Annotated in this window: 23 protein-coding genes; 11 read left to right on the forward strand and 12 right to left on the reverse strand. The window is 70.1% G+C overall.

Annotated features, from left to right (window positions below; all coding sequences use genetic code 11):
• Positions 1-2: 2 nt before the first annotated feature.
• From IEW13_RS07625 to IEW13_RS07670, 10 genes are all read right to left on the reverse strand, one after another.
• Positions 3-239: a hypothetical protein gene (locus IEW13_RS07625; RefSeq protein WP_188550346.1), complete on the reverse strand. Its 237-nt coding sequence runs from the start codon at positions 237-239 to the stop codon at positions 3-5.
• A 122-nt stretch (positions 240-361) separates the two neighbouring features.
• Complete coding sequence (locus IEW13_RS07630; protein ID WP_188550347.1) at positions 362-1,168, reverse strand: response regulator; 807 nt, start codon at positions 1,166-1,168, stop codon at positions 362-364.
• A complete protein-coding gene (locus IEW13_RS07635) occupies positions 1,137-2,327 on the reverse strand; it encodes a sensor histidine kinase (protein WP_188550348.1) in 1,191 nt (396 codons plus the stop codon). The genes IEW13_RS07630 and IEW13_RS07635 overlap by 32 nt, the downstream gene beginning before the upstream one ends.
• On the reverse strand, positions 2,324-3,226 hold the full coding sequence (locus IEW13_RS07640) for a type II secretion system F family protein (RefSeq protein ID WP_188550349.1): 903 nt from the start codon (positions 3,224-3,226) through the stop codon (positions 2,324-2,326). Before IEW13_RS07640 ends, IEW13_RS07635 begins: the two co-directional genes overlap by 4 nt.
• The gene (locus tag IEW13_RS07645) at positions 3,226-4,155 is read right to left on the reverse strand and encodes a type II secretion system F family protein (RefSeq protein ID WP_229744995.1); all 930 of its coding nucleotides are present in this window, start codon (positions 4,153-4,155) and stop codon (positions 3,226-3,228) included. Before IEW13_RS07645 ends, IEW13_RS07640 begins: the two co-directional genes overlap by 1 nt.
• Positions 4,155-5,558: a TadA family conjugal transfer-associated ATPase gene (locus tag IEW13_RS07650; protein WP_188550350.1), complete on the reverse strand. Its 1,404-nt coding sequence runs from the start codon at positions 5,556-5,558 to the stop codon at positions 4,155-4,157. Before IEW13_RS07650 ends, IEW13_RS07645 begins: the two co-directional genes overlap by 1 nt.
• A complete protein-coding gene (locus IEW13_RS07655; RefSeq protein ID WP_188550351.1) occupies positions 5,558-5,941 on the reverse strand; it encodes a TadE/TadG family type IV pilus assembly protein in 384 nt (127 codons plus the stop codon). The genes IEW13_RS07650 and IEW13_RS07655 overlap by 1 nt, the downstream gene beginning before the upstream one ends.
• Positions 5,938-7,569: a CpaE/TadZ family protein gene (locus tag IEW13_RS07660; protein ID WP_188550352.1), complete on the reverse strand. Its 1,632-nt coding sequence runs from the start codon at positions 7,567-7,569 to the stop codon at positions 5,938-5,940. The genes IEW13_RS07655 and IEW13_RS07660 overlap by 4 nt, the downstream gene beginning before the upstream one ends.
• 2 nt (positions 7,570-7,571) lie before the next feature.
• Entirely contained in the window at positions 7,572-8,426 is an 855-nt protein-coding gene (cpaB, locus tag IEW13_RS07665; protein ID WP_188550353.1) for a Flp pilus assembly protein CpaB, read from the reverse strand.
• Positions 8,423-9,172 carry a hypothetical protein gene (locus IEW13_RS07670; RefSeq protein WP_188550354.1) on the reverse strand — a complete coding sequence of 250 codons (750 nt, stop codon included), beginning with the start codon at positions 9,170-9,172 and terminating at the stop codon, positions 8,423-8,425. Before IEW13_RS07670 ends, cpaB begins: the two co-directional genes overlap by 4 nt.
• A 258-nt stretch (positions 9,173-9,430) precedes the next feature.
• Here IEW13_RS07670 and IEW13_RS17760 point away from each other — a divergent pair, with 258 nt between their 5' ends.
• The 9 genes from IEW13_RS17760 to IEW13_RS07715 are packed head-to-tail and all read left to right on the forward strand — an operon-like array spanning position 9,431 to position 18,506.
• Positions 9,431-11,308 carry an OmpA family protein gene (locus IEW13_RS17760; protein WP_272905576.1) on the forward strand — a complete coding sequence of 626 codons (1,878 nt, stop codon included), beginning with the start codon at positions 9,431-9,433 and terminating at the stop codon, positions 11,306-11,308.
• Positions 11,309-11,348: 40 nt separating this feature from the next.
• Positions 11,349-13,235 carry an OmpA family protein gene (locus IEW13_RS07680; protein WP_188550355.1) on the forward strand — a complete coding sequence of 629 codons (1,887 nt, stop codon included), beginning with the start codon at positions 11,349-11,351 and terminating at the stop codon, positions 13,233-13,235.
• Between the two features lie 5 nt (positions 13,236-13,240).
• A complete protein-coding gene (locus tag IEW13_RS07685) occupies positions 13,241-13,606 on the forward strand; it encodes a DUF192 domain-containing protein (RefSeq protein WP_188550356.1) in 366 nt (121 codons plus the stop codon).
• Positions 13,603-14,820: a hypothetical protein gene (locus IEW13_RS07690; RefSeq protein WP_188550357.1), complete on the forward strand. Its 1,218-nt coding sequence runs from the start codon at positions 13,603-13,605 to the stop codon at positions 14,818-14,820. Before IEW13_RS07685 ends, IEW13_RS07690 begins: the two co-directional genes overlap by 4 nt.
• Positions 14,817-15,335 (forward strand): hypothetical protein, encoded by a 519-nt coding sequence (locus tag IEW13_RS07695; protein WP_188550358.1) that lies wholly within the window; start codon positions 14,817-14,819, stop codon positions 15,333-15,335. Before IEW13_RS07690 ends, IEW13_RS07695 begins: the two co-directional genes overlap by 4 nt.
• Before the next feature lie 33 nt (positions 15,336-15,368).
• Positions 15,369-16,916: a hypothetical protein gene (locus IEW13_RS07700; protein ID WP_188550359.1), complete on the forward strand. Its 1,548-nt coding sequence runs from the start codon at positions 15,369-15,371 to the stop codon at positions 16,914-16,916.
• A 23-nt stretch (positions 16,917-16,939) separates the two neighbouring features.
• Positions 16,940-17,551: a hypothetical protein gene (locus tag IEW13_RS07705; RefSeq protein WP_188550360.1), complete on the forward strand. Its 612-nt coding sequence runs from the start codon at positions 16,940-16,942 to the stop codon at positions 17,549-17,551.
• A gap of 2 nt (positions 17,552-17,553) precedes the next feature.
• On the forward strand, positions 17,554-17,940 hold the full coding sequence (locus IEW13_RS07710; protein ID WP_188550361.1) for a hypothetical protein: 387 nt from the start codon (positions 17,554-17,556) through the stop codon (positions 17,938-17,940).
• A complete protein-coding gene (locus tag IEW13_RS07715) occupies positions 17,940-18,506 on the forward strand; it encodes a prepilin peptidase (RefSeq protein ID WP_188550362.1) in 567 nt (188 codons plus the stop codon). The genes IEW13_RS07710 and IEW13_RS07715 overlap by 1 nt, the downstream gene beginning before the upstream one ends.
• Before the next feature lie 185 nt (positions 18,507-18,691).
• Here IEW13_RS07715 and IEW13_RS07720 read toward each other — a convergent pair whose 3' ends face one another.
• Both IEW13_RS07720 and IEW13_RS07725 read right to left on the reverse strand, forming a co-directional pair.
• On the reverse strand, positions 18,692-20,041 hold the full coding sequence (locus IEW13_RS07720; protein WP_188550363.1) for an MFS transporter: 1,350 nt from the start codon (positions 20,039-20,041) through the stop codon (positions 18,692-18,694).
• A gap of 259 nt (positions 20,042-20,300) precedes the next feature.
• Positions 20,301-21,506: an SPFH domain-containing protein gene (locus tag IEW13_RS07725; RefSeq protein ID WP_188550364.1), complete on the reverse strand. Its 1,206-nt coding sequence runs from the start codon at positions 21,504-21,506 to the stop codon at positions 20,301-20,303.
• A gap of 155 nt (positions 21,507-21,661) precedes the next feature.
• Between IEW13_RS07725 and IEW13_RS07730 the strand changes: the two genes are divergently transcribed.
• Together IEW13_RS07730 and IEW13_RS07735 are read left to right on the forward strand one after the other, a co-directional pair.
• Entirely contained in the window at positions 21,662-22,312 is a 651-nt protein-coding gene (locus IEW13_RS07730; protein ID WP_188550365.1) for a flavin reductase family protein, read from the forward strand.
• 271 nt (positions 22,313-22,583) lie between these two features.
• Positions 22,584-23,768 (forward strand): amidohydrolase family protein, encoded by a 1,185-nt coding sequence (locus IEW13_RS07735; RefSeq protein WP_188550366.1) that lies wholly within the window; start codon positions 22,584-22,586, stop codon positions 23,766-23,768.
• Positions 23,769-24,119 lie beyond the last annotated feature (351 nt).

Consider the following 24,119-nt stretch of genomic DNA (forward strand, 5'->3'; position numbering starts at 1 on the left):
GATCAGCCTGCGGTCTTGCCGAAGATGCTGTCGATGACGCCCTGGATGCCGGTGCTGATCGCGTTGTTACCGCTGGTGCTGAACCAGGTGACCAGACCGGCGATGATGACGGTGATGACCACGGCGATGCCGACGTACTCGATGGTGCCCTGACCGGCCTCGCGACGCTCCTGCAGCGCGGTGGAGACGGCCTGGACGTTCTCGTCGATGCGGTTCTTCATCTTGAGCAGCTGGACCATTGTTCTACTTCCTTTACGTTTCGAAGGGGAGCTTGCGATCACCACGATGCCAGCGCCGGCCAGGCCGGACGAGGGCACCTGGGCCCATCACCAGGCCCAATCGCGGGAGTGGGCCCGCAGGCCTATGTCCGGCTCCGGAACCAGACGCTGACGGCCTCCGCTCGGGACGTCACCGCCATCTTGGCGAAGATGCGGTTGACGTGGTTCTTCACCGTTTTCTCGCTCAGGAACAGACGTTCGGCGATCTCACCATTGGCCAGGCCGTCGGCGATGAGCCCCATGACCTCGGCCTCGCGGGTACTCAGGCCGAAGGGGGAAGAACCACGCGGGGGCAGTTCGGTGACGGCGGTGACCTGGTGGGGTTCACCGGCGAGCGCCACTCCGGGTGCACCGGCGCCCTCGGGGACCGGCGCGCCACCCGGTAGCCGCGCACTGTGCTGTGCCCCTGTTCCGCCGGGGGCTTGACCGCCGGACGCGGCGAGCTGCACGGCCGGCGGAGATGCAGGAGCTGCGGCCGCAAGCCCGCTGAGCACGGCGGATGAGGCGCTGGGCGACATGAGCATGGAGCCGGCCATCACCGAGCGCAGCGCCTGGGAGAGGTATTCCACTTCCAGCTCGCTGTAGACCACATAGCCCCTGGCCCCCGCCTGGACGGCGGCGGTCACGATCTCGGCCTCCTCGCTGTGGGTGAGCATCACGACGGCACAGCCCGGAGAGATGAGGCGGGCCGCCTCGATGCCGTTCATCTCCGGCATGCGCACGTCCAGCAGGCAGACATCCGGGGACAGCTCGGCGGCCATGTCCACGGCCTGGCGGCCGTTCTCGGCGGCGCCGACGAGTTCCACATCGGGCGTGTTCGTCAGGATCTGCTCCAGGCCGAGACGGACGACGCTATTGTCATCGGCGATCAGCACGCGCAGGGGCGTCATGCGTTTCCTCCTCGGAGGCGATGGGGACTGAGAGGAGTACCCGGGTACCCGAGCCCTCCTCGGAATCAAGGGTCAGGGTGCCGCCGATCTCCTCGGCGCGCTCCCGCATGCCGGCCAGCCCGTAGTGCCCCGGCTTGCGGCGGCGCCGCAGCCGGAATCCGGCGCCGTCATCGGCGATCTCCAGACGCAGCCAGCCGCCTTCACAGCGGGCCGTGCACCTGATCTCCTCGGCGCCGGAATGCTTGGCGGCGTTCACCAGCGCTTCCTCGGCGACCTTCACCGCGGTGTAGCGCACATCCGCCGGCAGCCGGCAGCAACCGGCGGTCTCCAGGCGGACCCGGACCGGGTGGAAGGCCTGAAGCTCGGCGGCGATGTTCTCCAGCGCGCGCTCCAGCGGCGGATTGGAGGCGCTGCGCAGATCGGTCAGGAGCGTCCTGGACTCGCGGATGGCCTGCTGCGCAGATTCGCTGATGCTCCTTGCGCCCTCCGCGGGCCCGCCGGCCATCGCGAGCGCCTTCGCCTGCAGGTCGATCCCGACCAGCGTCTTCACCAGGGAATCGTGAAGCTCCCGGGCGATCCGTGAGCGTTCCTCGCCCAGGGCGGCATCGCCGGCGGCGTTCCGCACGGCTTCCATCGAGGCGTTCACCCTGTCCTGCAATGCACGCATGGAGCCGCCGACATAGGCGAGCGCGGCGAAGAGCATGAGCGCGCCGAGCACCGCCGTGGCCCCGGCGGGACCCGGCAGCGTCTCCATCACCGCCCGGTACACCTGGACGGCGGCGTAGCCGGCGCCCAGCAGCGCTGTCAGCAGCACCCGGCCCACCGCGTCGAAGAACAGCCCGATCAGCAGCGCGGTCGAGCCCAGGTAGGCCAGATAGGCTCCGTGCGCGGAGGTGCTGGCGAAGATCAGCAGCGCGACGATGATGTCCACGCCCATGATCGCCGGATGCCGGGTGATGAGCGGGGCCAGCCGATGCCATCCCAGCAGGAGGACCAGAGAGCCGAGCATGGTGGCGCCCAGCAGGATGAGCTCCAGAACGCCCGGGTGGCGGGGCCAGCTGAGCACCACCGGGTAGGCACAGAGCAGCCGGAGGATCAGCGCGATCTTCCCGCACTGCACCAGGACGTAGCCCGCCTTGGGCGGCGCGAGCCGCCTCATGGCGCGCTCCCGAACAGCTCGCCGAAGTCCAGTCCGGCGACGAAGTACATGCTCACGATGATGAGCACCATGGTGCCGGGCACCATCACGATGGTGACCACGCCGGCGATCTTGGGGGAGGCCTTCGACGCTTCCTGGCGTGCCTTCTGGGCCCGTGCCCGGCGCATGTCCAGGGCGATCTGCTCCAGCGCGTCGACCAGCGGCGACCCGAGCTCCTCCGCCTGCAGCATGGAGGTGATGAAGGCATCCATCGACGGGGACTGCGTGCGTTCCCGGAGCGCCCGGAACGCCTCGTAGCGGGAAGTGCCGACGTCCATCTGCCGCATCGCGGTGCGCATCTCCTCGGCCAGCGGTCCCTCGGTCCGTTCGGTGACCCTTTGCAGCGCACCACGGAACGAAAGGCCCGCGGAGACGGTGACGGCGAGGATGTCGAGGAAGTCCGGAAGGGCGTCCTCGATGGCCGCCTGTCGTTTGCGGCCACCTGAGATGAGCGCCAGATCGGGGACGAAGAACCCGATGGCGAGCAGCAGGAGAGGCAGATACGGTGACTGCAGCATCAGCCCCAGACCGATGGCGCCCAGACCGCAGATGAGCAGCAGCCGGGCTTTCATGGCGAAGAAGTCGCCGATGGTGGGGAACTGCGGATCCTGGGCGTACAGGACCTGGCGCGCGATGAGGTCCCGGTAGCCGGGGCCGGCCAGACCGGCAACCTCGGGCCCGAAGCGGCGTCCGAACCTGGTCAGCAGGCTTTCCCGGCGGCGGCGCTGTGCCGAGTCCTTGATCAGCGCACGGTCCTCCTGCGCCAGATGCCCCAGGGGATCGGAACGGACCAGGACGAAGCCGCGGATCGCGAAGAGCAGGATCAACGCTGCGACCAGGCCGAAGAGCAGTGCCGCCATCAGATCTTCACCCGCGTCATCCGCCCGATGAGCACCAGCCCGATCAGATAGCACACCGCGGTGAAGACCAGACCGATCTGCCCCAACACGGTGCTGGTCAGGTCGTAGAGGAGTCCCGGGGAGATCGCGTTGAGCATCAACACGATACCGACCCCGAAGCCGACCACCAGATAGCCGGTGTAGCTGGACTGCGTCATGAGGGTCTTCACCTCGCGGGCGCTCTCCTTGCGGTCCTCCAGGGCGCCCGCCATGCCGCGCAGCGCGGAGATGAGCGAGCCACCCGAGCGCTGGGAGATCACGAGCGTGCCCACCAGGACGCTGAGGTCCCGTCCGGGGACCCGCTGTTCCAGCCGCTCCAGGGCGACGTCGATGGGCGTGCCGATATTGAGCTCGTGGTTCAGCAGGGCCAGTTCCCGGCCCGCTGGATCTGACAGTTCAGTGGCCGCGATCTTCAGCGCGGTCCGGATGGACAGGCCGGCGTTCGTCGCATTGGCCAGGATGCGGGCCAGTTCCGGCAGCTGGGCCAGGAAGAGCCGGTGCTGCCGCTCCCTGAGCTTGCGCAGCACGATCAGCATGCCCCAGGCCACGCCGAAGGCGAGCGCCGCGGCGTAGAACCAGGTGATCTGCGTCAGGGCGATCAGGAAGACCAGGACGACGACGAGCAGGCCCGCCAGGGCGTATTCCACCGCGTAGACGGAGCGCAGATTCGCCTCGGTGAGCGACGTGGCCAGCCAACGGCCGAGCGGAAGGCGCTGGAAGGCACGGTCCACCGGCCGGATGACGGCGCCCCGGAAGCTGCCGCGCAGGCCACCGGACTCGGAGCGCACGATCGCGGCCTGCTCGGCGGAGCCGGCGGTGAAGAGCAGGAACCCGACCACCGCGACGACCAGCACGCCGGCCAGCAGCAGGAGGAGCAGCTCCGGGCTCATCAGGCCACTCCCGGCTGCCGGCAGGAAGCGCCGGCCTCCACGGGGATGTGCCGCGGCAGGGGGTGACCTGCCAGCCACAGCCGGTCGGCCAGAACCGCCGGGACCTCGTACTGCCGGACCCTGCCGCGTACGACGCGGTCCGGTCCCGGCGGTTCCTGCTCGAAGCGCATCAGCGGACGCAGGGTGAACTCTTCGCGCCGCTTCGAGGTCACCGTCGCGATCTCCGTCACCCGGCGTGAACCATCGGCGCCGCGGGTGAGCTGGACGATCAGGTCCACGGCGCTGTTGATCTGGTCGCGCAGCGCCTCGTACGGCACTTTCAGCTCGCTCATGCTCGCCAGGGTCTCCAGGCGGGAGACGGCGTCCTCGGTGCTGTTCGCGTGCACCGTCACGAGGGAGCCGTCATGACCGGTGTTCATGGCCTGGAGCATGTCCAGGGTCTCCCCGCCGCGGACCTCGCCGACGATGATCCGGTCCGGGCGCATGCGGAGGCTGTTGCGCACCAGGTCGCGGATCGTGACCTGGCCTTTGCCCTCGATGTTCGGCGGACGGGACTCCAGCCGGATCACATGCGGCTGCTGGAGCTGCAGCTCCGCTGAGTCCTCGATGGTGACGATGCGGTCCCGGTCGGGGATCTGCCCGGAGAGAGCGTTGAGCAGGGTCGTCTTACCGGTGCCGGTACCGCCGGAGACGACGATGTTCAGGCGCGCGCGGACGCAGGCGACCAGGAGTTCGGCGGTGGCCGCGTCGAAGCTGCCCTTGCCGACCAGATCCTGCATGGTGAACGGCGTGGGGAAGCGGCGGATGGTCAGCGCGGCGCCGTCCAGGGCGAGCGGCGGGACGATGACGTTGACGCGCTCTCCGGTGGGCAGCCGGGCGTCGACCATGGGGGAGGACTCGTCGACGCGGCGGTTGACCCCGGCGACGATCCGGTCGATCGTCTGCATCAGCTGATCGTTGCTGGAGAACCCGTACTCGAGCTTCTCCAGCTTGCCGGCGCGCTCGACGAAGATGTCGTCCGGTCCGTTGACCATGATCTCGGTGACGGACTGGTCGGCGAGCAGGGGCTCCAGGATGCCCAGGCCGAGGGCTTCGTCGACGACCCGGCGGATGATGTTCTGCCGTTCCCGGGTGGAGAGCACGGGGCCCTGGCGGGAGATGAGGTGGCTCATCACCCGTTCGAGCCGGACCCGCTGCTGGGTCGGGTCGAGCTTGGAGAGCTCGTCGAGGTCGATCTCGTCCAGCAGCAGCTTGCGGTAGTCCGCGGCGGCGCGTTCGGCGGCGCTGACCGGCTGGTTCGCGGTGGTGGCCGGCCGTGGCGCGCGCCCGTTCCCGGACGGCGCCTCGGGGGCGGGAGCGCCCTGGGTCAGGCGGTGGCTTTCGACTCTGCGGAGCAGCGGCATCAGCGGACCTCGGTCTGCGGCATCGTCGCGGAGCGGGAGACGGACATCGGCGGCATCAGCTCGGTGAGCCAGCCGATCGCGAACATGGGCACCTGGACGCGGGCCTCGCAGGTGACGTCGCTGCTCCTGTTCGTGCAGCGGACGCTGGAGCCCGCGCGCAGCGAGGAGGACAGCGCGGCCAGTCCCTCGGCCTGCCCGCTGCCGGTGGAGAGGGTCTCGGCCCGGGCGGCGTTCCGAGCGGCGGAGTTCGCCTGGCTCAGCGCGTGCATGGCCAGCAGACCCTGGAGCGCGATGAGCAGCATCACCAGGACGATCCCGATGGTGCCGACGAACTCGATGCTGATGGATCCGCGCTCGCGCGTGGTCCTGCGAAATGCGCTCATGGTTCCCTCACGACTCCTGCGCTGGCGGGGATCTTGATGGTGAAGTCCTCGGTGAACTTCACCAGCATGGGCGTGTCGAGGGTGACGCTCACGCGGTCGCCGCTGTGCTGGACGGACATGCCGTCCCGCCAGGCGCCGGGCGTCCGGTCCCGGGCCGCCGCCTCGGCGGATTTGCCCACGGCGGCGGCCCGGGCGCCCTCCGCCGCCGAATGCGAGGCGAACACCCAGGTGGCGCCAGTGAGCAGAAGCTGGAAGGCGATGACGGCCAGCGCCAGGAACAGCGTCACCAGCCCGACGAACTCGATGCTCGACTGACCGCGTTCACCGCCAGGTGTTCCCGCGCCGCTGAGCGCCGGGGTCTCCTCCGGCGCCGGGCCGGCCGCGGCGGCTTTGTCCTTCTTGCTCTTCTTGCTGCCGCGTGCGGGCTTGGTCCGCGTGCTGCGGCGCTTGCGGGGGCCATCGGCGAGCGACTCCGGGGGCACGATGTCCAGCTCGCGGCCGAGCTGCTGAACGCGCTGGGACCATTCCGGTCCCGCGGCGAGGGGATCGCGTCGGTTGACCGCCTGCTCCAGGGGCCGGTCCATCCGAGGGATGACCGCCCGGGCGGCGGAGAGGCCCACGATCTTCTTGGCCGCTTCGGGCTGGATGTCCGAGCGCTTGTCGACGGCGTTGAGGATGACCTGCACATGCTCGGACCGCCGGGCGCCGATGCGCTCCCACAGGGCGGTGAGGCGCCGTACCCCGCGCAGGGCCAGGACATTGGCCTGGGTGACCACGCAGACCTCGTCCGCCATTTCCGCCGCGGTGGCGTTCGCCTCGCCCATCACGGAGCCGATGTCGACGATGACGGTGTCGAAGCGGGAGCGCAGCATGCCGAGGATCTTCTTCGCGGCGGCCTCCGTGACGAGTTCGCCCCGCTCGCCCTCCTGCGGTCCGAACAGCACGGAGAAGCCGCCGGGATGCTCGAACAGCACGTCGGAGAGGAACCGCGGCGAGAGCTCGTCGACGACCGGGAGCAGATCGGTGATATCGCGTTTGCGGGGTGCGTCCAGGAGGATCGACTGGTCCGGTTTCTGCAGGTCCAGATCCACCAGCACGACGCGGCGCCCGGTGGTCCGCGCCGATTCCAGCGCCAGGTGCAGCGCCAGGGTGGACGATCCCGCACCGCCCTTGGCGGAGGCGAGGACGACCATCTTGCCCCCGGCGTCGGAGGTCTCCTCGTCGAGGGTGCGCCGCACGGCCCGCCGCAGGGAACTGCCCCAGGTGGTCGCGCTCTGGACCCGCGAGGCGACGTTCTCGAAGTTGAGCGGATACTCGATCACGCCGCGGGCGCCGCTGTCCAGGGCGGTCGCGTAGTCGCCCCGGGTGGGGTTGTCGACGACGGCGAGGACCGCGATGGCGGGGTAGCGCCCGGAGACCTCCGCCGAGAGGTCCCACATCGGCATCGGCGAGCTGGACTGGTCGATGACCAGGACGTCCGTGTCCGCCTCGCCGTACTGGGCCAGGCCGGCCAGCAGCGCCTGCGTGGAGGCGTACTGCCGTGTCACTTCCACTCCCGCGTCGGAGAGCGCCTGGCGGATCTCCCAGCCGCGCTGTTCCTCGGCGCAGCAGAGCACAGCCTTGGTCATGGTCATCCGTCCTCGTTCTCGTCGGTCTCGCCGCCGGACTCGTCACTGTCCTCGCCGCTGTCGCCGGGTACGGTCTCCTCCGGCGGGCTGTTGAAGTTGGGGCCCAGGTCCGGGTCCTGGAAGGACTTGTCGTTCTCGTCGAACGCGGTGCCGGTCTCGTTGTTGCCCGACCGGATGATGCGCATGGAGATGGCGAAGGATTCGCCGTAGGCCAGCCGGTTGGCGTCGGCCACCGAGACCGCGAAGGTCACCGGCACGACCATCGAGTCCTCGCCTCCGCCCTCGGTGGCGGCGCCGGCGGCCGCACCGGCGGGAACCGGCTGGCCGACCGAGACGACGAGGGCGTTCTCGACCAGGATGCCGGCCACGTTGTAGGGGATCTCGGCCCGGCGGTAGGAGGTGTCACCGACCTCCGGGCCGCCGCGGTCCCGGGCGAAGGAGGCGACGACGTCGACGATGTCGCCAGGCTGGACCCGGCCGTTGATGCCCATATCGCCTTCGAAGTTGACCGAGATCTCCCGCTCGCCGTCGGCGAGGGAGGAGGCCGCCTCGATCATGTCGGACTGCAGCCACGAGCCCGCCGTGATGTGGGTGGAGGCTTTCTGACCGGCCAGATCGTCCCGGTTGGTGATCATCTGGGCGTTCAGGTACTTGTCCGGGATCTCTGCGGCCTCGACCTTGTCGAAGTCGATCGCCTCGTGCACGGCGATGTCCTCGGTGGCCACGTAGACCTCCGTGGTGGGGCCCACCTCGGCGCGGACGGAGCCGACGTAGGCCACGACGCCGAGGAACACCGCGATGGCGCCGACCGCGGCGATGATCAGCGTGACCACGCCGCGCAGCTGCTTGGGATTCACGTACTTGCCTCCTGGGGCGGAGCCGGCGGCGTGCACAGCACGGCCACGGGGATATCAGCGGGAACGGGCGTCTCATCGCCGGGGTGCTTCAGCGCGACGCTCAGATCGGCCGGCGCGAGCACCAGCTGGGCGCAGCGGGGCGAACCCCACCAGCCGGGATCCGGATTGGGCCGGGCGAGGACCTGGGCGGGGCGCAGATGCCCGATCAGGGCCTCGGTGGCGGCGCCGATGCGGGATCCCGCCGGGCCCTCGTCGGAGGAGGGCGCGAGCGCGGCAACGGCGCCGGGGGAGGCCAGCGCGATCCGGTCCAGGGCCTTGCCGGGCTTCTTCGGGGAGTAGGCGTGCACGCCGCCACCGAGCTCGGCCAGGTAGGTGCCGCCGGGAATCCAGCTGCGCGCGTGGGTGAGCAGTGGCGTGCGCGGTTCGTTCATGGACACGACCGTGTCGGTGACGGTGAAGCACCGCATCTGCGACTCCAGCGCCGCCAGGGCCGGCAGCAGCCGGTGCGGAGGGAGCGTGGTCAGCAGGGGCTGGGCCATCTCCGTCAGGATCGCCGCGCCCAAGGGGCTCAGATCCGTGACGTGGAAGGCGACCAGCGTCTCTTCGCGGGCGGCCCGGGCCTGGTAGACCAGCCTGCGGTGCTCAGCGTGTTCCCGGCGCGGGCTGATCAGCACGGCCCAGGCGTCGTCGGGCAGGCCGTGCACGACCGTGAGGGCGTCCTCCAGCGTGGTGGGGACGGTTCTCACGACCGCAATGGCCGATTCTGCGCGTGTCGCCATCGGATGCGTCCTGGGTGGGGTACTTGAGGGGACAAGGGGTGCTCTCAAGACGGCGCCGTGGCCGGGCGCGGGGGAGACCCTGGGTACGGGCGCGTCCGGTGCCGATGACCGTCTCGTCGACCAATGATAACCACGTCAAGGTGACGAATGAGAATACTCGGCCGTTACCTTCGTGTTGCCGGATCGGAAACCGATCGTTACCGTGGTGCGCTACGCTGACCCACTATGGCAGCATTTCCCCCTCCCCAGAATGCCCAGTCCCCGAAAGAACCGCACGACGCCGTCGCCCCCGCCAACCCGCGGATGCGGCCCCTCCGGCGACGGTTCCTGAGCCGGCATGGCGCCCTGCCGGCGATGGTACTGGCCGGCGTACTCGCCCTGGCCGGATGCACGGGAGTGGACGCCAACGGGAACGAGGGCGCGGACGCTGACGGGCAGCCGCAGGAGACCAGCGCCCAGGCGGAGCCGGCGATCGTCGAGGAAGACGGTTTCTGGCGCGCCAACACCCTGCCGGAACCGCTGGCCGAAGCGGTCTTCACCCTCCCCTCGGCGCAGCTGGACGGCGAGGTCGCCAGCGCGCAGCTGCAGGTGCTCTCCCTGGACAGCGACGGCGAGTTCGCGCGGATGGTGCTCGCCTGGCTGCCGCCGGCCGATGGCGCCTTCCTGGGTTCCGAGCGGCTCGCCGCCCATGAGGCCATCGCCAGCGGCGTACCGTTCGTGCGGCTCGTCGACACCGAGAACGGCGAGCTGATCGAACCGCTCCGGTCCGAGCACGGCGGGAACTTCGACGCCTCGGCGGCGCCTCAGGTGCAGGAGGCCGGGGACAGTGACGCGGTCAATCGCGCCGGCTGCATCTGCTCCTACTCCGCCGGTAGCGACGAGGCCGCGGCAGGGCAGCCGGATCGGACCGAGCTGATCTTCCTCGACTTCCCCGCCCCGCAGAGCGCGGCAGTGGAGGTCTTCGCCGGGGAATGGCATGAGCCGCTTCCGGACGTGCCGGTCAGCCAGAGCCAGCCGTTCGAGTTCCCCGATGACGGGCTCTCGGGCTTCACCATGGTGGATGTGTCCAGCGACCGTCCCGGTGAGGTCTACGGCGGTGGTGCCCGGTACGCCCGCACCACTGCGCTGACGGGCCGCTCCGAGAGCCTGACCGGCGTGAGCACTGCCCGCAGCGGTGAGACGCAGGAGGTCAGCCTGCCCTCGGACGTGCTGTTCGAGTTCGATTCGGACGAACTGGACTCGGATGCGCAGCGGATCGTCGGCGAGGTGGCGCAGAAGCTCAACGCCGAGGCCGCCGGGCAGACCGTGGTGATCGAGGGGCACACGGACAACCAGGGCGCGGAGGACTACAACCAGGACCTCTCCGAGCGCCGTGCGCAGTCGGTGGCCGAGGAGATCTCCGGTCAGCTGGACGACGGCATCACAGTGGAGACCGAGGGGCACGGCATGTCCCGTCCGCTCGTGCCGAACACCGATGCCGCCGGTGAGGCGATCCCGGAGAATCAGCAGCGGAACCGCCGCGTCGGCTTCCGCTACACGGCCGTGGAAGACTCCGGCAACCAGATCGACCTCGGCTTCGAGGGGCTCGAGGAGCTTCCAGAGGCCGAGGAGACCGAGACCGCCGAGGGTGCCCAGGCGTCGTTCCTGCTAGCCGCACCCGAGGGAGACTCCTCGGGCACCGAGGTCAGGTTCGATGTCCTGGACGCCTCGTCCGACGGTGAGCACGGAACCCTCCGGGTCGCCTTCGCCGATCCTGACGGCGGGACGGCCACCGAGGTGTTCCAGGGCAACCCGCTGGAGCAGGACAGCGCCCACTTCGGCCGGAACCCCTTCGGATTCACCTCCGCACCGGGGATGAACAACATCAGCATCGTGGACGTGTCCGGGGAGACCATGTACTACCCCGTCAACGCGGGCGCCGAAGGCTGCCTGTGCACCGAGGTCGCCGGCACGGGGCGCGATCTGTTCGCCGAGGGCTCGCCGATGTTCGCCCGCTTCCAGCTGCCCGAGGCAGTGGAGGGGCCGCTGGTCCTGCGCGTGCCCGCCGCCGGGCAGTTCGAGCTTCCCGAAAGCGTGGTGCAGCAGCTCACCGGCGGCCGGTGAACGGCGTGCCGCGTCAGCCGTGCCCCAGCCGGGGCGGACGATGAGCATCCTCCGCTTCCGCGGTGCCCTCGCAGCGCTGCTGGCGACGGCGTTCCTGCTCTCCGCCTGCGGTGCCGCCGATGAGGAGAACCAGGCGGAGGGAACACGGGAGCCGGTGCCGCTGACCGCGCCCCCGGCCGATCCGCGGATGCAGGAGACGCAAGGCTTCTGGCGCGCCAGCACGCTTCCCGAGCCGCTCGCTGCCGCTGAGTTCTCCCTGCCGAGCGAGGCCGCCGGCGGTGAGAGCGCCTCGGCCCGGCTGGAGGTGCTGTCCCTGGACTCCGACGGCGAGTTCGCCCGGCTCGTGCTCGCCTGGCTGCCGCCGGTGGCCGAGCCGGCGCTGGGGGCGCAGACGCTGACGGCGCAGAGCGCCCGCGCCGGCGGGGTGCCCTGGGTCCGGCTGGTGGACACGAGGACCGCGCAGGTGCTCGAGCCGCTCCAGGGGGAGTCCGGCTCCTTCGACCACGAGGCCCCGCCGCAGGTGCGTGATGCCGCCGCGGCGGAGACCACCCGCGGCGCCTGCATCTGCTCCTACGCCCTGGGCGAGGACGCATCCCGCTCGGGGAAGCCGGAACGCACCGAGCTGATCTTCGTGGATTTCCCGGCACCGGAGGGCGGCCGGGTCGATGTGTTCGCCGGGGAGTGGCACGAGCCGCTCTCAGATGTGCCCATCAGCACGGACGAGCCCTTCATGCTGCCGGACGACGGGCTCGCGGGTTTCCGGATGCTCAGTGCCGCCGCGCGCCAGCCCTCACCGGTCTACGGCTCCGGTGCCCGTTACGCCCGCACCGAGCCGCTGAGATCCCGCACCGACCATCCCGGCGGCCTCATCGTCACCGGGCACGGCCGGGTGCGGGAGGTACACATCCCGGCGGGAGCGCTCTTCGGCCAGGACTCGTATGAACTGGACGCCGACGACGACCTCCTCGGCGGGCTGGCCGGCATCCTCGACGCGCAGGCGGCCGGCGGTACCACCGCCGTCGTCGAAGGCCACACCGCGCAGCGGAACGACCAGGACCGCGCGCTGGACCTCTCGGAGCGCCGGGCCCGCGCCCTCGCCCGGGAACTCGAATCGCGCCTCGACTCGGATCTGCCCCTGGAGGCCGAGGGGCACGGCGCCCAGGCGCCCCTCGTGCCGCACGCCGACCTCGGCGGCGCGCCGGTGGAAGAACACCGCGACCTCAACGAGCGGATGACGCTCCGCTACGTCCCGGCAGACGGCGCGGACGCCGCGGAGCTGCCCGATGCCGGCGCACCGGCGCCCCCGGAACTCCCGGAGGCGGAGGAGACCGAGACCGCTGAGGGCGCCGCGCTCTCCGTGCTCCTCCCGGTCCCGGGAGAGCCAGGCGCCGCGCCGGGCGACGAGGCGGGTGAGGATGCGGCGGAGAGCGCTGACGAGAGCGGCGGTGAGCGCGGTCATGACGACCATGACGATGACGACGAGAGCGACGACGCTGAGGACGGTCCCCGGTCGCTGCGGCTGGATGTTCAGGACGCCGAGCGCGAGGGCGATATCGTCACCGTGCGGTTGGCGTTCGCCCTGACCGGAGAGGACGAGACGGACCCGGAGGCGTTCTCCGGTCAGGACCAGCGGGGCGGGTCTTTCGGGCCGAACCTGTACGCCGCGCCCAGCCCCGCCGTGCCCGGAGCTGCGAACCTCGCGCTCACCGCAGGCGGGCAGCAGCACCGTCCCCTCGCCATCGGCGCCGCGGGCTGCCTGTGCACCGAGGTGGCCGGCACCGGGACCGCGCTGAGCACGCAACCGAGCCCGATGTTCGCCCGGTTCCGGCTGCCCGAGCGGACCGAGGGCCCGCCGGTGATCCGCATCGCCGGGACCGCGCAGTTCACGCTCCCGGAAGAGCTGACCGAACGGATCATGGAGGACTGACGACCATGGCAGAACTGAGCGGCTTCCCGGGGGGCATGCCCGTCATCCGCATCCGCGTCGGCGCGGGCACGGATCGCACGGTGGACGTGCCCTTCGCCGGCACCGCGCTACGCCGGCTCCGCGGCCTGCTCCTGGGCGGCGACCAGCTCCTGCTGCACCCCTGCACCTCGGTGCACGGCCTGGGCATGCGCCGCGCCCTGGAGGTCGCCTACATCGGGCGGGACGGCACCGTGCTGGACGTCGCGCCGCTGCGCCCCTGGACCATGCACCTGCCCCGTAAGGGCGCGGCGGCGGTCTGGGAGACCCTGCCGGGCGAGCTGACCGCGCTCGGCGTCCGCCCCGGCACCGTCCTCGGATTCGAGACGCCATGAGGCCCGGCAGCGTGATGGGTCGCGGCACCGGCGCCGTGCTCGTCCTCCTGATGGTGGCCGCCGCCCTGGTCCTGGCCACCGGCCGCGAGCTGGGACACCGGATGACCGTCGCGGTGTGCAGCGGGGCGGGGGACTGCGGCACATTCCCCGAATCGCCGCCGGTGTGCCAGTACTACGGCCGGGACCGGGTCGCGGCGCAGGAGACTTTCGCCTTCGCCCAGCAGCAGGCCGCGCCCGGAGCACGCCTGATCCAGTTCGGCGACGGCTCAGCCGAGGTCCTGGTCAGCCGGGCCGGTGCCCCCGCCGACGTCTACGGGTTCCTCCGCTACCAGGACGCGCAGCACTGGGTGCTCGACCATTCCGCGGAGCTGGGCAGCGTCGCCGACGCCGCCGCGGGGCCCTCCGGCCAGGGGATCCGGGACGGCTACCTGACGCTGCTGCGCCGGATCGGGCTGGAACACGAGAGCACGGTGGTGCCCCGCGCCGCCGCTATCGCCCTGGCCGACGACCCCCTCGGCGGCAGCATCGGCGCCTACCGGCAGAGCCCCGACGGCGAGGTCTCCGAGCTGACCGTGCTGATCCCCTTCGACGCCGCGTCCCAGCAGCTGAAGAACCTCGCCGAACGACTCGGGCTGTGGGACTTCATCGGCTACACCGTCGAGCTCGACGAGAACCGCGAGCCGGTCAAGCTGACGCTCAGCGGCCCGGCGGCCGAAGGCTGGTCCGTGGATACGCTGCGCGCCGCCACCCCCGGGGACGGGCGGTTCCTGCCGGCTGACCGGCGCGGCCCCTCGGGCCTCGCCGAGGGGCAGGTGCTGGTGCGCAGCTATTCGCTGGATCTGCGCCGACAGGCGAACGCGACGGTGTACCGGGAGGCGTTCTCCCTGGGCAGCGTGGCCTCCACCGCCGGTCCGGTGCTCAGCGCCGAGGAGGACATGGACTGGCTCGACCGCGGCGAGCTGTACGGGCGGCTGGCGGACCGCATCCGCACCGACGCCGTCTTCATCGAGGCGGCGCACGCGGTCCCGGGTATGGCCGGAGACGAGGACGTGCTGCGCCGGGCCGCCGAGGGGCTGGTCATCCGCCTGGGACCGGAGGACGCGCCGGACACCAGGATGGCCGATGCCCGCACCGCCGATCTGTCCATCGCCGAGAGCCAGCCGGAGCCGCTGCTCAGCTGTGATCTGGACGCCGCAGGGCAGGAGGGCGCATGAGACCGCACTGGCTCGCCTACTGGCCGGCGTTCCGCGCCGGGCTCCTGCTGCATCTGGCCTGGGGGACGGTGCTCCTGACCCTCGCCGTGATCTTCGGGCCGCCGCTGGCCTGGATCCTCGGCCAGCAGCCGGCCGCGGCGCTCATCGCGGTGCTGGGGCTGGCCGGACGCGCCGTCATCGGCGTGGCCAACGCCAGGCCGCTCTGGCAGCGCGCGGCCAGCGCCGGTCTGTGCCTGCGGACCACGCTGCTGGCGGCATGTGCCGGTCACCTCCTGGTGTTCGGCCCGCTGGCGCTGCTCGGCGCGGACAGCGGGGCGCTGCTGACCGCCCAGCGCGGCGCCGTGATCGTGCCCTTCGGGGCGGATCTGGCGCTGGCGCTCGCGGCCACCGCGGCCGGCACCCTCATCGGCGCCCGCGCCTCCCGGCGGAGACCCGGCCGCAGCCCCCGCCAGCGGCTGCTGCGCCGCCTGGGAACGGAGGCGAATGGGCCCAGAACTGGGTCCCGGAGCCTATGAACGCAGGTACATGACGACCCTACGCTTAGGCGCATGGCACTCCCCGAAGACTCCCCGCGGCGCATCCCCCACGAGCCGCCTGTGAGACCCGAGGCCGTCCGGTCGCGGGCGCTCCCCACCCCCCAGGGGTCCCCGGCCGGCATATCCCCGGCGACGCCTCCGGCAGCTGCCCGCCCGGCCGCTGTTCCCCCGGCAGCGACGCACCGGACCGGCGTGCGGTCGCTGCTGCGCAGTGCGCGCGGCGGCAGCGGCGAGCGCGGCGCCGGAAGCCTGGAGTACGTCGGCCTTGCGGTCGTCGTCTCGGTCATCATCGCGGGCCTGGTCGCGGTGCCCTGGATGCCGCGGGTCACTACTGGCATCCAGGGCGTGATCTGCTCGATCCTCTCGCATATGCCCGGCGGCAGCTCCTGCGCCGAGGGCGACGACGTCGCGATGACCGACGAGGACTTCGTCCCCGAGTGCACCATCGGCAGGAACACCGTCTCCCGCGACTCCTCCATCATCATCGGCCCCGGCAACGGCGGCAGCGGCGTCACCCTGATCACCGAGCAGATCGTCGGCCCGGACGGGGACGAGAGCTACGCCGTCACGGTGACGGACGACTACCACGCCGGCGCGGAGGCCGGGAAGAAAGTCGGCGAGGGCGACTACGAGGCCGGCGGCACCATCGGCGTGGACCTGCGGTACGGCAACGGCGACACCTGGTACTTCGACAACGAGGCCGACTACCTGGAGTTCAAGGAGAAAGCCGAGGAGTACTTCGGCTCCAACTGGAACTACGTGCCCGGCAGCCAGCTGTTCCGCGATCTGCCCGACGATGTGCCCCGGCCGCGGGTGAGTCATCACCAGGTGGACCTGGAGTTGTCCGCCGAGGGCAGCGCGAAGGTGAAACCACCCACCATCGGCGGTGACGAGGAGGGCGAGGGCGGCGTGCAGCTGCCGGGCGACTGGATGCCGTCGGGAAGCGCGGGCATCGAGGTCGGCGGCTCGGTGCGCATCACGACCGACCGTGGCGAGAACATGGACGATCCCTCCGACGACCGCACCCAGTACACCGTCGGCTTCGAGGTCTCCGGCGAGGCGGACATCAGCGGCGGCGGAGAGAACGCCGGGGTGAACGGCGGGTACCGGGGCAACTACACCGTCGAGACCGACGCCGACGGCAATGTCACCAAGCTGATCTTCGAGACGACGCACAACTTCGACGCCGGAGTGGGCGACGACGCGAACCAGAAGAACCAGACCGTGACCCGCACCGAGCTGGACATCACCTCCGATGAGGACCGGCGGATCGTGGAGGAATGGATGCAGGATCCGATGCAGCAGTTCCCGAACTCCGAGACCGCGATGAATCCCTCCGAGCACCCGCACGACCCGCAGCGGAACTTCGAGAACCTGCTCTACGAACAGGGCATCGTCTCCCGCAGCGAGTACGAGGGCGAGTTCGGCAGCGACGGCAGCAACTGGATCATCTACGAGGAGAGCTCGGAGTGGCTCGACGAGTCGCTCGACCAGGCCGAGCACCTGGAGCCGCCGGACGGCTCGGGCGGCTCCCGCGAGTTCGTCCCCACCGACTGCTGAAACGAGGCTCTAGGATCATGACCATGAAGCGAATGCACGCCCTGGCGGCGATCGCGGCGATCGGGCTCCTGCTGGCCGGTTGCGGGGAGGACCCGCAGGTGGCACCGGAGTCCGGAGCGGAGGAAACGGTGCAGCAGGACGAGAACGGCGCAGGTTCCACCGGTGACGAGAGCGGTGAGCAGAGCTTCGGCGCGATCACGCTGCTGGTGCCCGAGGGCTGGACGCCGATCGAGGTGACCGGTGAGATCGAACCCGGCGACTGGGCCGCGGGATTCATGGACGACGCCGAGGACCCCACGGCGTTCCTCCGGGTGATGCCGGAATCCACGGCGCCCCCGCACGCCGATGCCGCCGCCAACGAGCTGATCGCCGCCGGGCAGTTCACCGATATCTACGGCGACAGCTTCGAGGTCACGGGGCGTGAGCCGGTCGAGCTGGACGGCGCGGAAGAGGCCTATGAGGTGCGATTCCGTTACCTGGAGGGCAGCACCGAGATCCGGGGTCGATGGTGGGTGGCCGCGGACCGCCGCAGTGGTCTGGTCTCCGCCGTGGAGTACGCCGGCAAAGACGTCACGGACGAGCAGTTCGACGCCTTCGCTGAGACCATCGAGTTCGACCCGCGGCAGGCGGGCTGACGATGGACCTGGTGCGCAGCTGGGTGCTCGCCGCGGCGGTCTATCTCGCGCTGAACTTCACGCTGAGCGTGACGGTCGGCTACGGCGGCTGGACGGCACTGCTCTACGCGCTGTGTCCCTTCCTGGCGGGCATCGCCGCCAGCGCCTATCACGCCGAACGGGGCACGGGCGGCTGGGGCAGGCATCTGCTCGCCGTGCTCCCGGTTCCCCTCGGGCTGGAGGTCTACGGGGTGCTGCTTCATCTCATCCCGCGCGATCTGCGCGACTGGGGGCTGCTGCTGGGGCAGCTGGGCACTGCGACGCTGGCGACGGCGGCCGGGCTCGGCGTCGTGATGCTCACCCGCCTGCTGCTGGCCTCGCGCTCGGAGCACGAGCCGTACGCCGGCTGATGCGGCCGCTGCTGCTTGACGGCCCTCCACCACGCTGGCTGTGGCCGGTGTGCGCCGGGGTCGCGCTGATCCTGGTGGTGCTCGCCTTCGCCGTCCCCGGGGAAGGCGGGCCGGCGCGCGGGGCCTTGGCGCTCCTGGCAGCGGCGGCACCGTTCCTGACCGCCGTCGATCTGCGCGAGCGCCGGCTGCCGGATCTCATCACCCTGCCGCTTGCCGCGGGCTGCGCGCTGATCCTGCTCGTGACGGCTGCCCTCGGCGGCGAATGGTCCCGCGCGGGGCTCGCGGCGCTGTGCGCGCTGGGCGCCACCGCGTTCTTCCTGGTGCTGTTCGTGCTGGCGCCTTCCCAGATGGGCTTCGGGGACGTGAAGCTGATGCTGTCCCTCGGCCTCGTGCTGGGCTGGCAGGGACCTTTCGTCACGATCGCCGGGGTCATGCTCGGCCTGGTCTCCGCGCTGGTCTTCGGGCTCGTCGCGATGGCACTGCGGCGGGCCGGACGGCGCTCGCACCTGGCGCTGGGGCCGCATCTGATCGCCGGCGCCCTCGTGCTCGCGCTGCTGACCGCCTAGTCGCAGGAGCCGCTTGCGGCGCCCGGTGGAGGTAGCGACAGGGCCGCCGGCCGTACGCTCGGGTGAACGTCAGCCGGCGGCCCTGTCGTCATCGGGCAGGCGATCCTGCGCGCTGGCGCGTCATCTCCTCGGCGGAAGCGGCGCGTCTGGTTGCCGGTTGCGTTTCCGGCGGTGTGGCAGCGGGATCAGGCTTCGATGTCGTTGTCCTTGGTCTCCTTGGCGATGATGAGGGAGATGAGCGTCAGCAGCGCCATCGTGGACAGGTAGACGCCCACCCAGACCGGGCTGCCGCCGCCCAGCGACCACAGCCACACCGCGATGAACGGCGCGACGGCGGCGCCGAGGATCGACGACAGGTTGTAGGACATCCCGGAGCCGGTGTACCGCACTGCGGTGGGGAACAGTTCCGGCAGCAGGGCGCCCATCGGGCCGAAGGTCATGCCCATGAGCGACAGGCCGATGATGAGCCAGGCCATCACGCCGATGTGACCGGCGGCCGTGAGCGGTGCCCAGGTGAGGCCGAACAGCAGGATCGCCGTGGTGACGATGATGAGGGTCCGGCGCCGGCCGAACCGGTCTGCCCACGGCCCGGAGAGCATCGTGAACACGCCGAAGAACACCACGCCCACGATCAGCATGATCACGAAGGTGTTGTAGCTGTAGCCGAGTCCCGGGACCGCCGCATCGGCGGGGGTGCGGCCGTAGCTGAGGGAGAACGTGGTCATCAGGTAGAACAGCACGTAGGTCGCCAGCATGAAGAAGGTCCCCAGGATCACTTCGCGCCAGTGCGACTTCAGCACCGCGCCCAGGGGGAGACGGTGGATGGAGCCGGTGGTCTTGGCCTTGGAGAAGGCGTCGGACTCGACCAGGTTGAGCCGCACCCACAGGCCGACGATGACCATGACGGCGGAGAAGAGGAACGGGATCCGCCAGCCCCAGCTCAGGAACGCCTCCGAGGGCTGGGACGGGTCGTCCGAGGGCAGCAGTGCGGCGATGATCAGGAACAGGCCGTTGGCGATGATGAAGCCGAGCGGAGCGCCGAGCTGCGGGAAGGTGCCGTACCAGGCACGTTTCCCGGCGGGCGCGTTCTCGGTGGCCACCAGTGCGGCACCGGACCATTCGCCGCCGATGGCGAAGCCCTGGGCCAGCCGGAGGATCACCAGCATGGCCGCGGCGATCCATCCGATCTGCCCGTAGGTGGGCAGCAGGCCGATCAGGAAGGTGGCGATTCCCATCGTGAGCAGCGCGGCGACCAGCGTGACCTTGCGGCCGTACTTGTCGCCCATGTGACCGAAGACGATGGAGCCGAAGGGACGGGCGAGCATCGCCGCACCGAAGACCGCGAAGGACGACAGCAGCGCGGTCGTCGGGTCTTCGCTGGGGAAGAAGAGGTGCGGGAAGACCAGCACCGCGGCCGTGGCGTAGACGTAGAAGTCGTAGAACTCGATGGTGGTGCCGACGAGGCTGGCCACGAGGACGCGGGAACGGGGATTGGCGGGTTTCTGGGCGGCGGTCGCCTGTGCCGGAACGGACATGTCTTTAGGCTGCGGACTCTCTTGAGATTCGGGGCGAGGCCGCTCCGGGCTGGAGCGACTCGATGACTATACGCCTGCTCTCAAAGCTGTCCAATATCAGGACCAGTGCTGTCCGTTATTCGAGATGGCTAGCCTGCGCCGGGGCCACGTCGCTTGTGCCAGGGGCGCTGCGTGGCTCGCGCGCAGGCTTCAGTGCAGGTCCAGCGAAGGCGGGGATATGCCGGCGGCGCGGCTTCCCAGCGATCCTTGCGGAAAGGTCTCAGCCGTCCTGCTGGGGCGGGCGCAGCGGCGGCGGCATGAACTGGCCGCCGTGCTGCGGGAATCCCTGTGGCGGCATCTGCCCCGGCTGCGGGGGCAGCTGACCGGGAACCGGCCCGGGTCCCTGCTGGTGTCCCTGTGCCTGGCCGGTACGCGGACCCTGGCCGGTGCTGGCATCCTGGCGGTCCCGGCGGCTCCGTTCCCGGCTGCGGTTCTCGTCGTCGGACGTGCTCTCGCGGTCTCCAGGTCCGGCCTGGCCGTCGTGCCCGGCGGCGACGTCGGCGCTGCCGTGGCCGGTGATGATCGTATTGCGCAGTTCCTCGTACAGCGTGCCCAGGGCGCCGGGATTGGAGGGCAGGAGCAGCACGTTCGAGCGGCCGTTGCGGGCGACTTCCTGCATGGTGTCGAAGTACTGCGTCATGAGCAGCAACTGCTCGGCGGTGTTGGAGATGCCCGCTTTGCGGAGCATCTCGTACTGCTCGGCGATGCCGTGGGCGATCTCCTTGCGCTGCGCGGCTACGCCGACGCCCTGCAGGCGCTTGGACTCGGCCTCCGCCTCGGCCTGGGTGACCCGCTTGATCTTGTCCGCCTCGGCCAGCGCCTGGGCCGCCTCACGGTCGCGCTGGGCGGCGTTGATGGAGTTCATGGAGTCCCGGACCCGCTGGTCGGGGGAGATGTCGGTGACGAGGGTGTTGACGATGTTGAAGCCGTACTCTTGCATCCGCGCCGCGAGCGTGCGCTCCACGGTGGTGGCGATGTCGTCCTTGGACTCGAAGGCCTCGTCCAGGTTCAGCGTGGAGAGGGCCGAGCGGACGGTGTCGAAGACGTAGGAGCGGATCTGCGCCTCCGGGTCGGAGAGCTTGTAGTACGCATCGACGACGTTGTTCTCCCTGATCACGTACTGCACCGCGACCGGGACGGTGACGAAGACGTTGTCCTTCGTCTTGGTCTCGATGTTGACCTCTAGCTGCTGCACGCGCAGGGAGATCGGCTTGGTGATGGACTCCACGAACGGCAGCTTGCGGTTCAGGCCGGGGCTGGCCACCCGCTGGAACTTGCCGAACCGCTGGACGATCACGTTCTCCTGCGTGTGCACCGTGAAGAAGATGCTGGTGCGCAGGCCACCGAAGAGCAGCACCCCCAGCAGGAACACACCGCCGATGACGACGACGGCGATGACGAGGAACACGATCACGATGGGGTCCATGGGCCCATGGTAGGCAGACGCCACGGACAGTGACCAGGGGCCCTGTTCCCGCAACGGGCCCTCGACCCCACAGGAAGCACCCGGAGACTGAGCGCGACCGTGACCGGTGTGGCCCCTCTACGATGGAAGAGCCGTAGTCCAGCGAGAGGCCTCCGATGACCATCGATCACCACTTCTACGAGCCCAAGGACGGGCACGGCCTGCCCCACTCGCCCTTGAACGCCGTCATCGCGCCGCGCCCCATCGGCTGGATCTCCTCGCAGGACGAGCGGGGTGTGCTCAACCTGGCGCCCTACAGCTTCTTCAACGCGTTCAACTACACCCCGCCCATCATCGGCTTCGCCAGCAATGGCGCTAAGGACACGCTGGCCAACGCCGAGGCGACCGGCGAGTTCTGCTGGAACCTCGCCAGCGAGGACCTGGCCGAGCAGATGAACCTCACCTCGGCGGAGGTGCCGCCGGACGCCGACGAGTTCGCGCTGGCCGGACTCACGCCGGCCAAGTCCCGGGTGGTCCATGTACCGCATGTGGCCGAATCGAGGGCGGTCTTCGAGTGCCGCACGACGCAGATCGTTCCCTTGCTGACGGCTTCAGGTGAGGAGACGGTGACCAGCGTGGTGTTCGGCGAGGTAGTCGGGGTGCACCTGGACAAGACGCTGCTCAGGGACGGGATCTATCAGACCGCGGCGGCCAGGCCGCTGATCCGCGGGGGCGGACCCACCGCCTATTTCACCATCAGGGAAGAAGGCCGCCTGGACATGCGCCGCCCGCGCCCCGAGGACGTGCTGCCCGCCGCGGAAGACTGAGTCGTATCGCCCCGCAGGCGATTGAGCCGTGAGGCCATTGCCCCTGACGGGTCGCTGCTATCGTCTGTCCCCTTTCCGTTGATGGTGACAGACGTCCTCGTCGGCCCGACAGGGCACGGCACAGGCAGGCAGCGCTCGGCTCGCAGGCCTGTCCGATACGGTGCACAGAACGCTGTGCGGGCGCGGAACTGTGCTGGCCGACTACGCCCCGCGGAATAGTTCGTTGCGTTCGACGAAGCCGCCTCACTCGTGCCTAGGGGAGGCTGAGGGCATGGGATTGGGTGAGGATACCTACCTGCTCGGCGGTCGCGCGCTGCTGCCCGGTGGCGAGTTCGCCGCCGCCGATCTGCGCCTGCGCAACGGTGTCATTGCCGAGATCGAGCCGGGCCTGCGGCCCGCATCGGGTTCTGCGGTGGTGGAGGTGACCGGCTTCGTGATGCCGGGACTGATCGACGCGCACACGCACGTTTCCTGGGCGGGACGAGAACCGATGCCGAATACCTGGGCAGGCGTCGTGGGCCGTGCGAGAGGGAACCGCTTGCGGATGCTTGCGGCGGGCGTGACGACGATCCGTGACGTCGGCTCGCTCGACGGCGTCGCCTTCGAACCGTCCGGAGGGCCGGCTTGCTTCTGCGCGAACCAGATCGTCTGCGCGGTAGGGGGACACGGCACCGAGACCGCCGAGGCGTGGGCGGGACTTCCGAAACTTGCCCGGGAGGCCAGGGGCGCCGATGCCTTCCGTGCCGCCGTCCGGTACCAGGCCGACCGCGGCGCGCATCTGGTGAAGCTCACGCTGAATGCGGCCGAGCTGGAGGTGACGCCGGAGGAGGCCGCGGCCGCCGTTAATGAAGCGCACCGGCTCGGCCGCCGGGTGGCGTGCCACGCGTCTATCCCGGACGCCATCGACATCGCGATCGAGGCGGGGGCAGACACGATCGAGCATGGCAATGGTGCCACGCCTGCGCAGCTGCGCAGAATGGCGGCGGCGGGGATCGTGCTCGTGCCGACCGCGTGGATCTTCGAGCGGTTCCTCGACGAGGCACGCCGCGCCGACGCAGGGGCAGTGGGGGAACGCGCGTGGCCGCCGCCCGTCGAGATCTGGGAGGCGCGCGTCGCCGCCCACCGCGAGGTCGTGAGTGACGCCGTCGCGGCCGGTGTCGTGCTCGCGGCCGGCACCGATGCGATCGAGGGTTGCGACCCCGACTCGCTGGCGGATGAGATCCTGACACTGCACCGGCTGGGCCTTGAACCGATCGATGCGCTGCGGGCGGCGACTGAGGGCGGTGCGGCTGCGCTCGGTGACCCCGGTCGCGGGGCACTGCGGGAGGGAGCCGCGGCCGATGTAGTGGTATTCGAAGCGTCGCCGCGTGATGTGGTGAGGGACCGAATCCGGCCCGCGATGGTGTTCCAGGGCTACTGTGGACATGTTAAGGCGTACTTTTATGTGCAGGCCTGATCACCAGCAGGGAACGGCTCCTACTTGAACAGTTGAGAGCCTCCAATGCCGCAAAGCTGGTGTCGCTCGATCGACAGACGGATTCAAGGCAGTCCCTTCCGCAGCAAACCTCCAAGTCCTTGTCGGCGCTTGATTCGAGCGCGATGTCGGATCTCTGCGTCACACTGATTTACGATGGGCAAGAGCTTCATTGTGGTTGGAGACGGTAGCTCCATAGCTCTACCGAGAGACGGAGTTGCACCATGGCTGTGGGATACCGGTCGATTCTGAGGCTGAATAACGATGAGGATGCGGTCCGCGTTGCCAAGGAACAGTTCCGATGGAGTGACCCCCTAGATTCGGTCCAGTAGT

This window comes from Sediminivirga luteola (genome assembly GCF_014639315.1).
GTDB lineage: Bacteria > Actinomycetota > Actinomycetes > Actinomycetales > Brevibacteriaceae > Sediminivirga > Sediminivirga luteola.